We start from the raw sequence: 12,734 nt of genomic DNA on the forward strand, positions 1-12,734 counted from the left end.
TAGAAAGACGATAAAGCAGAGCTTAGCTATAGATATTTGTGTAATGTTCTTTAACACGATAATTACTTTTGTTTATATCAAAAATACAATTTTTTCTTTTGATAGTGCACGGAATCTGGATCGAATACGATTTTTTTTTATTTACCAATTGATATATCCTTATATTTAGCTGTAATTGTTACATAGTAATATCAAAAAGTTATACGCATTAGCCTTTAAACAATGGACGATACGCAGCAAGAGTTTGTTAGGAAAGTTACGACTTCTTACAGCCCAAAGGGAGCTTACATACAATTGGGCGCCGGCATATTGAACGGGGAAGTTCTGTCTGCGGCAAAAGTGAATCTAGCCCTGAAGGTGATGAATAGGCACGGCCTGATCGCTGGAGCCACGGGTACCGGCAAAACGCGTACACTGCAATTAATAGCAGAGCAGCTCGCTGATGCCGGTGTTCCGGTCTTTATGCTTGACGTAAAAGGCGACCTATCCGGACTCAGTGAACCGGGAATTACAAACCAAGCGCTCATCGAACGCGGAACTCTAGTCGGCCTACCGTTTGAAGCAACAGGCTTCCCTGTAGAATTTTATTCCCTGAGCGGAAAGCAAGGTATTCCGATGCGGATTACCGTGCAAGATTTCGGACCGGTTATGTTGGCGCGGATCCTCGATCTAAACGATACCCAGGCTGGCGTTTTGGCAGCTGTGTTTAAATATGCCGCCGACCAACAATGGCCCATTATCAAGTTGGAGGACTTAAAGAAATTGCTGACCTACTTAACGGAAGGGCCGGGTGCAGCAGAGATCAAGGATGATTACGGTAAAATTAGTTCAGCAACATCTGGTACGATTTTACGGAAAATAGTCGCAGTAGAGCAGCAAGGTGTATCGCATATCTTTGGCGAAAGAGCGTTCGATATCCAAGATCTATTCCAAAAAATCGACGGGAAAGGCGTTATCAGTTTATTAAATATTGCTGATATTCAGGATCAGCCTTTACTATACTCTACCTTTCTACTCAGTCTCTTAGCGCAGCTGTTTAAAAAGCTACCAGAGGTAGGAGACCTCGATAAACCCAAGCTGGTATTTTTCTTTGATGAGGCGCATTTGCTTTTTAATGGGGCCTCGAAAGCTTTCCTGGGCCAAATAGAACAAATTGTACGGCTGATACGCTCCAAGGGTATTGGCGTTTTCTTCTGCACGCAAGCAGCTACGGATATCCCGGAATCTGTTTTAGGACAGTTGGGAAACCGTGTGCAACACGCTTTGCGGGCTTTCACACCTAATGATGCAGAAAACCTGCGCAAGACGGTCAAAACCTATCCGCATTCCAGCTTTTATGAAATCGACAAAATTTTGACTACGCTGGGAACAGGACAGGCACTGGTTACCGTTTTAAATGAAAAAGGAATACCTACTGAAGTCGTCGCTACGCACCTCGTGGCCGCAAGAGCTGTCATGGGGCCTTGTACTCCGCAGCATTATGCTGATATCGTTAGCCAATCGGAGTTTCTAGCGAAATACCACATCCCGATCGATAGCCGCAGTGCCGCAGATATCGTTGAAGAGAAGATGGCTGCCTTTGAAACGGAAAAAATGCGGGAGAAAGTGGCAAAAGAGACATCGCAAACGACGGGAAGCAAATCAAGGAGTCGCCGACAAACACCCTTGGAAGCTGCCCAAACCCAAGCATCGCGCACGCTGGCTAGAGAAGGAGTGAAGTTGCTTGGAAAAATTGCAAATGGCATCCTGGGTGCCATCTTCAAGAAGAAGTAAATAATATGTTTATCTTTGCGAAGGTAACAATGCAATCATTACTAAAATAAGATAAATAATGAGTAAACCAACTTTGTTAATTCTTGCCGCTGGAATGGCAAGTCGATATGGATCTTTGAAGCAGATCGATTCTTTCGGTCCTCATGGCGAAACCATCATCGATTATTCAATTTATGATGCTATTCAAGCGGGCTTTGGTAAAATCGTGTTTATAATCCGCGAAGAATTTCTAGAAAAAATGCGCACTGTATTCGATGAAAAACTGCACGGCAAAATAGAGGTAGATTACGCATTTCAGACCTATGATTTGACTAAGTTCGGCATAGATCAAGTAATTGAACGAAGCAAACCTTGGGGTACTGCCCATGCTGTCATGAGTGCAAGGGAAAAAATAAACGAACCTTTTTGCGTGATTAATGCAGACGATTTTTATGGTACGGATGCCTTTGTTAAAATGGCAAAATTCCTGACGAGCGAGGTTGCTGATGATAACATGTCGCTTATGGGATTCCAAGTGGGCAATACGATGTCAGACCATGGGTATGTTTCACGTGGGGTGTGCGAGGTTGACGAAAACGGGAACATGCAATCTGTCACAGAGCGGACAAATATATATTACGTTAATGACGATCAAGGAAAGAGAAAAATCGTATACGAAGAAGATGGTGTACAGCACGATCTAGATCCAGAAACACGTGTGTCGATGAACTTTTGGGGCTTCACACCCAAGATTTTCGACGTGGCTGAAAGCATGTTTACTGACTTCGTTCCCAAGAATGCTGATAATCCGAAGTCTGAGTTCTTCATACCCTCCGTGCCTGATTACATGGTGAAGCAAGGCATGGCAGATTTTAAAGTGATCCCTACTGCCTCGAAGTGGTTTGGTGTCACCTACAAAGAAGATAAGGAAAACGTTCAACAATCAATTTCTCAATTGGTAGAAGAAGGTGCTTATCCAACGAAATTGTTCTAACATTCTTTCAGAGCCTGTTTAAATCGCGCCATTAACATTTAAGCAGCTGTAGTATATTTAGGTAAGCTGTCTTCCTTTGCATTATTGGAGACAGCTTTTTTATTAATCGATTTGCTTGACCATGAACATACCAATCAAAAAGATAATGAGCATATTAGCGTATTTTTTACTCGGATTTATTCTTTTTGGGTTGCTTTATTTCGTGGCAGACTTCGTGCTATCCCGTATTCCGGCGACGCGAGCACCTATAGCGTATGCTCAAAATGGTGTGCAAGTCTTTCTGTTATCTAATGGCGTTCATACGGATATTGTCTTACCGGTTCAACATAAAGAAATGAATTGGAGTAAAGTCTTTCCGTACGCAAACACGATAGGACGTGACACCACGCAAAACTGGATAGCAATAGGATGGGGTGACAAAGGTTTTTACTTAAATACGCCTGAATGGAAAGACTTGAAGCTGAAAACAGCTTTAGTAGCGGGGCTCGGTATTGGCGAAACCGCGCTACATGTAACCTATTATAAGGAGTTGTATGAAAATGAGCATTGTCGACCGACGAAAATTACCGAAGCGCAATATCAACGCTTGATAGATTATGTTATGGAAAGCATCGAAAAAGATTCCTTAGGCCGGTCTATTCTTATTGATACAGATGCGCAATATAATGACCATGATGCCTTTTACGAAGCAATAGGTGCATACAGTTTGCTTTTTTCTTGCAATACTTGGACGAACGATGCATTGCGGTATGCGAATATGCCCGCCGGAATATGGACGGTTTTTGACAGAGGGATATTACGGCATTATCCGCAGGGAGGATAATCTTTAAAATAGAAAAGCCCGAAGTCGACAATAGACTTCGGGCTTTTTCTTATAGCTTATGTTCAGCTTTATTTGACCTCTTCGAATTCAACATCCTGAACATCATCACCGCCTTGTTTGCCATCTTGAGGTTGGCCGGCATCACCCTGAGGTTGTTGTGCTCCGCCTTGTTGTGAGGCAGCATACATCTCTTCAGATGCCGCGTTCCAAGCGTTTTGTAATTCAGCAGATGCTGTATCGATATCTGCAAAATTGCGAGCAGCATAAGCAGCTTTTAATTTTTCTAAGCCAGCTTCGATAGGCGCCTTCTTATCTGCAGATATTTTATCGCCGTATTCTTTTAATTGTTTTTCCGTAGAGAATACAAGTGCGTCAGCCGCGTTGATTTTATCTGCTTCTTCTTTGACTTTTTTGTCAGCTTCGGCATTTGCTTCAGCTTCTTGTTTCATCTTTTGGATTTCTTCGTCAGATAGACCTGATGAAGCTTCGATACGGATATTTTGCTCTTTACCAGTCGCTTTATCTTTCGCAGAAACTTTGATGATACCGTTGGCATCAATATCAAACGTTACTTCAATCTGAGGCACGCCACGAGGAGCTGCAGGAATTCCATCTAAGTGGAAACGACCAATGGTACGGTTTTGCGAAGCCATAGGGCGTTCACCTTGAAGAATATGAATTTCTACAGAAGGCTGACTATCAGATGCTGTTGAAAATACTTCTGATTTTTTTGTTGGGATCGTTGTATTGGATTCGATTAGTTTCGTCATTACACCACCCATTGTTTCAATCCCTAATGATAATGGCGTAACGTCTAATAGCAATACATCTTTTACTTCACCTGTCAATACACCACCTTGAATAGCAGCTCCTAATGCAACAACCTCATCAGGGTTAACACCTTTCGAAGGCTCTTTTCCGAAGAAGCTTTTTACCGCCTCAACGATCGCAGGGATACGTGTAGAACCACCAACCAATATAATTTCATCAATATCTGAAGTGGAGTAACCTGCGTTTTTCAATGCAGATTTACAAGGATCGATCGTACGTTTGATCAAATCAGCAGCTAGTGACTCAAATTTAGCACGAGACAACGAACGAACCAAGTGCTTAGGTCCTGTTGCGTCAGCCGTGATATAAGGAAGGTTAATTTCTGTTGAAGTTGTGCTTGATAATTCAATTTTCGCTTTCTCAGCAGCTTCCTTCAAACGTTGCAAAGCCATCGCATCTTTCTTCAAATCGAAATTGCCATTCTCGTTTGCAAATTCTTCAGCTAACCAGTTGATGATTACGTTATCAAAGTCATCACCACCTAAGTGTGTATCACCGTCGGTAGATTTTACTTCAAATACGCCATCGCCTAATTCAAGAACAGAAACGTCATGTGTACCACCACCACAGTCGAACACAACGATTTTCATGTCTTTGTGTGCCTTATCAAGACCGTAGGCTAACGCTGCAGCTGTAGGTTCGTTGATAATACGCTTTACATTCAAACCTGCAATTTCTCCCGCCTCTTTCGTAGCCTGACGCTGCGCATCATTAAAATATGCAGGCACAGTGATAACCGCTTCCGTAACTTCTTGACCCAAGAAATCTTCAGCAGTTTTCTTCATTTTTTGAAGGATCATAGCTGATACTTCTTGCGGCGTATATTTACGGTCGTCAATTTCCACACGAGGTGTGTTGTTATCTCCTTTGACAACATTGTAAGGAACTTGTTGTGATTCTTTAACAGATTCATCGTAAGATAAACCCATGAAACGTTTGATAGAATAAACTGTTTTATGCGGATTTGTAATCGCCTGACGTTTCGCAGGATCACCTACTTTACGCTCACCTCCCTCAACAAAAGCCACAATAGAAGGTGTTGTACGTTTTCCTTCATTGTTCGCAATAACTACGGGCTCGTTACCTTCCATCACAGCAACACAGGAGTTCGTAGTACCTAAGTCGATTCCTATAATTTTTGACATATCTTGATTTTTATTATTTACAAAATTTAACTTGCTATCTTCTTATCAACAGCTATGCCAACCTTCAAATCGTCATTAAAACGTAATTTATGTCGTTTTTTATCCTCCCCCCTTCTGCCAAACTGTCATTTTCGTTAACAGCTCGTCATAACTAAGCCTGTTTTTTCCCGCCTTTTCCATTAGCAAGATTTAATTACTAAATTCGTGCTGTAACACACATGACATGACTTTCCTGGAATACTTAGATTATTTCGAACAGATTCTCGAATCTCCGCAAGACTTTGAGCCTTATGGTGATCAAGAATATTTCAATTATACGAAGCTTAATTGGTCTCGTATGAACCGTTGGCTGAAACGATTTGAACCAAATGACGTGATGAAGAACCTTATTGCGTCGATCACCGAGCACCAACATTGGATCGTGATTACCGAACCTTGGTGTGGTGATGCTGCGCACGCTGTAGCACAGTTGTATCAGATGGTTAAAAATAATCCGAACATAGATTTCGAAATTCAATTGCGCGATGCTGCTCCCTTTTTAATTGATGACTACCTGACGGATGGCGGAAAATCTATTCCCAAATTAATTATACGCAATGATGTGGGGCATGATAAAGTGATTTGGGGACCTCGCCCACATGCTCTACAGGCCATCTTCTCCAGCATGAAGGCAGAGGGGGCCACCTTTGAGCAAATCAAAGAGACTATGCAAAAGTGGTACAATGAAGATAAAGGTGAAGAAATTCAGCGTGAATTAATCAATTTATTAAGCTAACGGCTATCCGTTCGGCTTTACTACAAAAGAGAAAAACGTTCGGCAATTTGCTGAACGTTTTTGCTTGTTATCCGTTTGAAATAGCAAGTTTCACATATAATAGTTAGTTTAGCCTTCAAAATATCCAGCGAATGAATATCGAACAACTACGCGAATACTGCATAGGGCTGAAAGGCGTAACGGAGGAGTTACCTTTCGGCCCAGATACCCTCGTATTTAAGGTTGGCGGTAAAGTTTTTTTATTGGTGGGTTTAGATCAGGTCAATCAGCTTGCATTTAATGTGAAATGTGACCCGGACCGCGCAATTGAATTACGCGCTGATTATCCCAATACTGTGCTGCCCGGCTATCACATGAATAAAAAGCATTGGAACACGGTACATGGTAATCAAGATTTGTCCGATGTAGCACTAGTGGAATTAATCGACCATAGTTATGATCTGGTGTTTAAGTCTTTAACCAAATCTTTGAAAGATCAATTATCGGCAATGTAATGATGCCGTATAGAACGAAAGAGCATACCAAACCATTTAAAATTTAGGAACGGCTTGCGCTTTTGGTCATCAGTAAATTAGATTTTCAAGCAGGTTTCTTTTGATCTGATTGCGATTATTCCCACCGCCATAAAAGCGATTTTTTCCTAAGGATTCGAATAGCTCTTGCATATTCATTTCTTTCGCCTTCTTATCTTTCCAGTCTTGCGGGACGTTATCTGTCAGGAAGTCGACTTTTTGTGCCCAGTAATTGATGTGCATTTCGGGTATAGCAAGTCCGAGGATCATACCAGGCAATCCATGTACAAGTGCGGGGCCGCCAGATACAGGGATTTGGTCTGTATAGAACGCTACGATATAAAGGGAGTCCGGCGTGGCCCCGTTCACCCGTCTGCATTCATAGCCTGCTATCTCGCGGTATTCATCCGTAAAGCGCCATGTTATTTGCTGAAGTGAGTCCTCTAAAAGATACTTCTCATCAAGTTCCATCTGGAGTAAAGAACTGCCTTTTGCTAGATTTTGATGAAAAATCTTGTCAGGAGATCCACCTCGCATAGCAGACCGTCCCATTCGTTCTGGGCGTCCGTTGCTTGGTCTTCGTCCTCCTCGCGATTGCCCGCGTGACGGAGTTGATGTGGTTGCTGCGGTTTCTTCCTCGACTGCACTCATCAACGTTGTTGTTTCATCAAATTGCAGCATAAAAAACGATGAGTTTTTTTCTGGGATATCGTTCACGTTACTATTATAGCGCATCATCATGCCTCGATTTTCGCCGCTGGCTTTGTTAGACATTTCGCGTATACGCGCACGAAGGTATACTTCCCTTTCAAAACGTATTTTACCTTTCGTCGGGAAGTAAGCATTTTGCGCATATAGCCCGCTAAGTAGGCTGCAAACGAGTGTAATAGAGGTGAAGACGATTTTAATCATTTTTCTTGCCTAAGTTTTTGTTGAAATCCCATTTCAATCCGACCATAAAATACTGCGACAACGTTTGCTGCTGCGACTCGGAGAAGCTACTATTGCCGACGGTTCGATTGATATTATTAAAGCTATCGAAAATATCAAACGCTTTTATGCTGACGAGTAGCGCCTCGCTTGCTAGTAATTTTCGGGTAAGCTCTAGGTTCATGTAGAATTGTTGGATCGGTTGTGGGAATACTTTTGTCTTCCCCGTGTAGCTGTAAAAAATCACCTGCGTTAAGCTAAATTTAAAGGGCAGGAAGAACTTAAGATCTGCATTGGTCGATGATCGAAATGCAGTGTTATCAAACTCCCGTTGTATCGAATTTGCTTCCCTATTTAAACCAAAGCTTAGGTTGACATTGAAATCCACATTTTTAGAACTTTGTTTGTTAGCGTTGATGCCCGTATTTGCATTTGCCGTATTATTTCGGTTTAGATCACCGTTTATAAATTGGTAGTTGTTATCGTAAGAAAAGGATGCAAACGGGCCAAATTGTACGAGACCACGGAGGATTGGTTTACCGTAGTTAATATTCACCCGAGCATTCCAATTGCTATTATCCTGAATGTTTACGTAAGTAGCAGTCGTGCGCCCCAGCGAATCAATTATAGACTTATTGACGATAGCACTGTTGACGATGTTTGCATTAGCGTTAATATTTAACGAGGAAGCCTTTAACAGACTAAATTTACTAAAATTTAGATTGATTGTGTTATTCACTTCTCTTTTCAGATCTGGATTACCTAACTGCCGATAGAGATCGTTGGTTGGCGGTTGTAAAGGTTGCAGCTGTGCGAAACTTGGCACATTAGTGTTATTTTGATAGCCTAGCGTTAGATTTTGGCTGTTACTAATTCGATAAGAAACATTCGCTTGAAGATTGTTCTGCCAGAAGTTACGGTTTAACGCAATTTGCCGATAGCTGTCTGTAAGTTCTTGGTATCTATAGACTGTTTTACTGGACAGATTTATATTGATCTTTTCGAGATTGTAGTTCAAGTTGATGTCCAGTCCATTGTTCCGAGCCAGGCTTTGCTGATCTTGCGAATAAAGTGTGTCAAGAATTGGCTCTTGTCCGTCAGGCATATTATTAAAAGCATTGACTAATCCGGATTGTTTAGCGGTATTGAAAGAATAGCCAAAGGTAAGATAGAGGTCTTTGGTCAGTGGTTCATTGATGTTTAACGATGCACTGATCCTGTTATTTTTGTTTTCCGTAATCCGTGTCTGATCAATAATTACGGAACGATCATATTGCCCTAAGCTATCATAATAATTGGTTATTTCATCAATTAGGTTTGTGCCTTTTGTGTTATCGATGTTGGTATTGAGGTGCACATTCATGCTGCGCCCGGAGTTGTTAAGTCGTCTGCGGTAGTCTAAACGTAGGTCCATACCATCTTTATCAGATTGGCGGCTGTTATCTCTATCGAAATCATTTGCTTTTCTGTTTTCATTTCTGAAGGTTTCGCTGTTCGATGTGTTGGAAGAGCTAGCTATTCCTTTGCTTCCATTCAACTGGATATTAAGATTGCTCACAGAGTCTAACTTGTATTTAACCTGGGCGCGTAATATGTTGTTTTTATTATCCGATAGGGAGCGTTCTTCCTGTGTAGTTTCTTGTGTGATACCATTATTCAGCACCCTCTTGTTATAACTGCTAGACTCGTTTGCTAGACTGTTGTTATTAAAATTGTAATTCGAAGTGAGGTGAAGCTTTCGCTGTAAAAAATTGTTTTCGTAATTCACGCCGGCACTCTTATAGCTGGGTTCTCCGATGATCTGATTGTTCATTCGGATTCTGCTGGCGTCCCCCGAGCTTCCCATATTGTTCCAACTTCCCGTTATTCCGATGCGTTCTGTTTGATCAAATTTTGCAGAAAACAGATTGGCGTCGAAAAGCCCCTGCGTCCCAATACTGGCATTTGCATTCCCAAATATTCCTTTTCTAGCTTCTTCTTTTAGTACCACATTAACCGTTTGTAGGCGCACACCATCATCAATACCTGTCAGTTCCGCTTCTTCAGACTTTCGTTCATAAACCTGAACCTTGTCGATGGCATCCGCCCGGACATTACGGATAGCAATTTTTGGGTCATAGCCAAAAAACTCCTCGCCGTCTATCAGGACTCTAGAAACTGTTTTTCCTTGTGCCGTTATTTCGCCGGATGCAGATACGGTAAGTCCGGGTAGGCGCCGCAGTAGATCCTCCAACTTGGCATTTTTTTCCGTTTCGAAGCTTCCGGCATCATATTCTATCGTATCGCCTTTGATCTTGATGGGTATTTTTTGGTTGATCACAACTTCTTCCAATAGATTGGATTGTGAACTTATTTTGATACTATCCAACACGATCGGTTTTTTATCAACAACCAATTCTCGGCTGAAAATTTCAAATTTTGGATAGGTAGCGATCAGGATGTAATGTCCTTTCGCGACTTTACTAAATTGAAATGCCCCTTTGTCATCAGCACGCGTGAAATAGCGCATGATAGAATCTGTGTCTAATAAAACGATAGAGGCGTTTGTCAAAAGGGCATTATCCGATTGATCAACCACTACGCCTTCAACACGCTGTTGAGCAAATAATTGGTGTACAAGAAAAAATGAAAATAAAAGAATAACTCTTTTCATGATAAATGCTAGCTGAGCAAAGAAAAGAAGAAATAGGGTAAATGAACGTTAAAATTCTGTTTGTAATTAATTTGATACAGGGTTTTAAAAATAAAAAAGCGGCGCCTCGAATGTCGGGCGCCGCTCTTATTATTGATAGCTGTAGATCGTAATTATTTCACTTCCGAAACACGAATTGTATTCGTTCTTCCTTTTTCATGAAGAGGAGTTGATGAGGTATTTATTACGATTTGTCCGGAAGTAACCAAGTTGTTTTCCTTCAATAATCGATTCACGTCTTGGATAGTACCATCAGTGCTCTCAAATTTCTCGTAGATAAATACACGGACACCCCATACAAGGCTCAAAAGATTTAATAAATTTTTGTTGCCGGTGAAAACGTAGATATCTGCATTTGGACGGTAGCTGGAAATTTCAAAAGCCGTATAGCCAGATGATGTCATTACAGCAATAGCGGATGCTTCCGTATGTGCCGCCAAGTGAATAGAAGATCCGCAGATGGCATCTGGAATTCTTGTTTTCGTCTCGTGGACACTTTCTTTGCTGCTGTAATAAGGATAGGATGTTTGTTCTACGTGGGTAATGATTTTCGCCATCGTCTCGATAACGATTTCTGGGAACTCACCTACGGAGGTTTCACCGCTTAACATTACAGCGTCCGCACCATCCAGTACCGAGTTGGCTACGTCATTTACTTCCGCACGCGTAGGGCGAGGAGTTGTAATCATGCTTTCCAACATTTGCGTAGCGATAATCACAGGTTTTGAAAGGTCACGACATTTCTGAACAATCACTTTTTGCAAACCTGGAACTTCTTCCATCGGCATTTCCACCCCTAAGTCGCCACGCGCCACCATAACAGCATCTGTAGCTTCAATGATAGCGTCGATGTTGTCGATAGCTTCTGGCTTCTCTACCTTCGCGATTACTAATGCGTGGCTTCCTTTTGCTTTGATAATCTCTTTACATTGATAGATATCTTCTGCCGAGCGTACGAAAGACATCGCAATCCAATCTGCACCATTATCAAGTGCAAAGTTTAGATTGTCCAAGTCCTCTTCCGTAAGCGATGGGATGGACACTTTTGTATTCGGAAGGTTTACACCTTTCCGCGATGTCAATACGCCGCCATGAACTACCTCACATTTTACGGTATCTTTGTGGTTTGTGTTTAATACGCGTAACTGTAATTTTCCATCATCTAAAAGAATGATTTCTCCTTCTTTAACATCATTTGGAAAATTCTCGTAAGTTATATAGATGCGATTTTCATCGCCGATAAGTTCTTGTGTTGTAATTTCTACTTCGGAACCATTTATCAATACGGCGCCGCCTTCTTTCATCTTTCCTATACGGATTTTAGGCCCTTGTAGATCCGCTAATATCCCGACGTTGAAAGGATGCTCGTTATTAATTTCCTTGATGGTATTGATCACTTTTAAGTGGTCTTCTTGACTTCCATGTGAGAAGTTTAAGCGACACACATCCACACCTTTGGCAATCAAATTGGTCAATATAGTTTTGTCCGAGGATGCTGGACCAAGTGTGGCTACGATTTTAGTCCTTTTTTGAATCTTATTCATTTACAATATTTTATTTATGTACGTATGTTTGTGTTCTCTTTTATAAAAACGTATGCCGCAAAAATAGCAATCTGTTTTTAAGTTAGGTTTACTAAAGTGTAAAATTTACACTTTGCTTTAGCTAAAGCACTAAAATATAAGATTTTCTTTGGATTTCAATGAAGTTGGGTCTAATTCTTTCGTAAACATGACTTCGTTGATGGTTTTCACTTCGTCCATAAGAGCTTTCAAATCTTCCGGATCGATGTAGTGTTTGATGATGAGGAAGTAGTCAAAATTTGGTAGTTCAGGTACCAAGAGGCCACCTTCACTGCTGCGGTTGTTCAGTAAATAAAATTCGAATTCGAAATTTATATCACAATAGCGGTAAATGGTGAAATAATGCTTTAGCGTGCCTTTTTGCTTTGTTTTTTCGAAGATGATATGGTAATCCATCTCATCCCGGTCTTTTTCCTTAACGTAGCCTTTATGATCTAAATAATCCTCCTTGCCTCGTTTGAAAGCGAGGCCTGTATTTTTTGAAATAAAGTGGCAAAGTCTGTAGTCGCGGAGGGAAGAACTAATGCCAACCAACACAAAATCGAGCTCCAAATCGAAGTCAAGATCAAGTGTTAAGTGTCGTTTTGTTATGCTCACGCTTCTTAAAAATTAATGTCGAAAATAGGAAAAAAATACCTAATATTACGTTTTTTATACCTAAAGTCGAATGTTTGACAAAGTTCTTGGCGGATAAAAA

At 41.2% G+C, this 12,734-nt stretch carries 10 protein-coding genes; 5 read left to right on the forward strand and 5 right to left on the reverse strand.

Features of this window, described 5'->3' with window-relative positions:
- The first annotated feature begins 222 nt into the window (after positions 1-222).
- From DI53_RS10620 to DI53_RS10630, 3 genes are all read left to right on the forward strand, one after another.
- Positions 223-1,773 carry a helicase HerA-like domain-containing protein gene (locus DI53_RS10620; RefSeq protein ID WP_037498878.1) on the forward strand — a complete coding sequence of 517 codons (1,551 nt, stop codon included), beginning with the start codon at positions 223-225 and terminating at the stop codon, positions 1,771-1,773.
- Positions 1,774-1,831: 58 nt separating this feature from the next.
- Entirely contained in the window at positions 1,832-2,746 is a 915-nt protein-coding gene (locus tag DI53_RS10625) for a nucleotidyltransferase family protein (protein ID WP_037498879.1), read from the forward strand.
- A 145-nt stretch (positions 2,747-2,891) separates the two neighbouring features.
- On the forward strand, positions 2,892-3,569 hold the full coding sequence (locus tag DI53_RS10630; protein WP_052072340.1) for a TIGR02117 family protein: 678 nt from the start codon (positions 2,892-2,894) through the stop codon (positions 3,567-3,569).
- A 68-nt stretch (positions 3,570-3,637) separates the two neighbouring features.
- Here the strand turns inward: DI53_RS10630 and dnaK are convergent, their stop codons facing one another.
- Entirely contained in the window at positions 3,638-5,545 is a 1,908-nt protein-coding gene (dnaK, locus tag DI53_RS10635; RefSeq protein ID WP_037498883.1) for a molecular chaperone DnaK, read from the reverse strand.
- A 223-nt stretch (positions 5,546-5,768) separates the two neighbouring features.
- On the opposite strand from dnaK, the gene DI53_RS10640 reads away from it, so the two are divergent.
- Both DI53_RS10640 and DI53_RS10645 read left to right on the forward strand, forming a co-directional pair.
- Positions 5,769-6,320 carry a thioredoxin family protein gene (locus tag DI53_RS10640; protein WP_037498885.1) on the forward strand — a complete coding sequence of 184 codons (552 nt, stop codon included), beginning with the start codon at positions 5,769-5,771 and terminating at the stop codon, positions 6,318-6,320.
- A gap of 131 nt (positions 6,321-6,451) precedes the next feature.
- Positions 6,452-6,814, forward strand: a complete 363-nt coding sequence (locus DI53_RS10645; RefSeq protein ID WP_037498888.1) for an MmcQ/YjbR family DNA-binding protein — start codon at positions 6,452-6,454, stop codon at positions 6,812-6,814.
- A 69-nt stretch (positions 6,815-6,883) separates the two neighbouring features.
- On the opposite strand, the gene DI53_RS19610 is transcribed toward DI53_RS10645, so the two are convergent.
- The 4 genes from DI53_RS19610 to DI53_RS10665 all read right to left on the reverse strand — a co-directional run bounded on the left by DI53_RS19610 (position 6,884) and on the right by DI53_RS10665 (position 12,634).
- Complete coding sequence (locus tag DI53_RS19610) at positions 6,884-7,744, reverse strand: GLPGLI family protein (RefSeq protein ID WP_052072341.1); 861 nt, start codon at positions 7,742-7,744, stop codon at positions 6,884-6,886.
- Positions 7,737-10,415: a TonB-dependent receptor gene (locus tag DI53_RS10655; protein ID WP_037498890.1), complete on the reverse strand. Its 2,679-nt coding sequence runs from the start codon at positions 10,413-10,415 to the stop codon at positions 7,737-7,739. The genes DI53_RS19610 and DI53_RS10655 overlap by 8 nt, the downstream gene beginning before the upstream one ends.
- Before the next feature lie 152 nt (positions 10,416-10,567).
- Positions 10,568-11,998, reverse strand: a complete 1,431-nt coding sequence (gene pyk, locus DI53_RS10660; protein ID WP_037498893.1) for a pyruvate kinase — start codon at positions 11,996-11,998, stop codon at positions 10,568-10,570.
- 129 nt (positions 11,999-12,127) lie between these two features.
- Positions 12,128-12,634: an IPExxxVDY family protein gene (locus DI53_RS10665; RefSeq protein ID WP_037498896.1), complete on the reverse strand. Its 507-nt coding sequence runs from the start codon at positions 12,632-12,634 to the stop codon at positions 12,128-12,130.
- Between the last annotated feature and the right edge of the window lie 100 nt (positions 12,635-12,734).

It is taken from the genome of Sphingobacterium deserti (assembly GCF_000757725.1).
Classification (GTDB): Bacteria; Bacteroidota; Bacteroidia; order Sphingobacteriales; family Sphingobacteriaceae; genus Sphingobacterium; species Sphingobacterium deserti.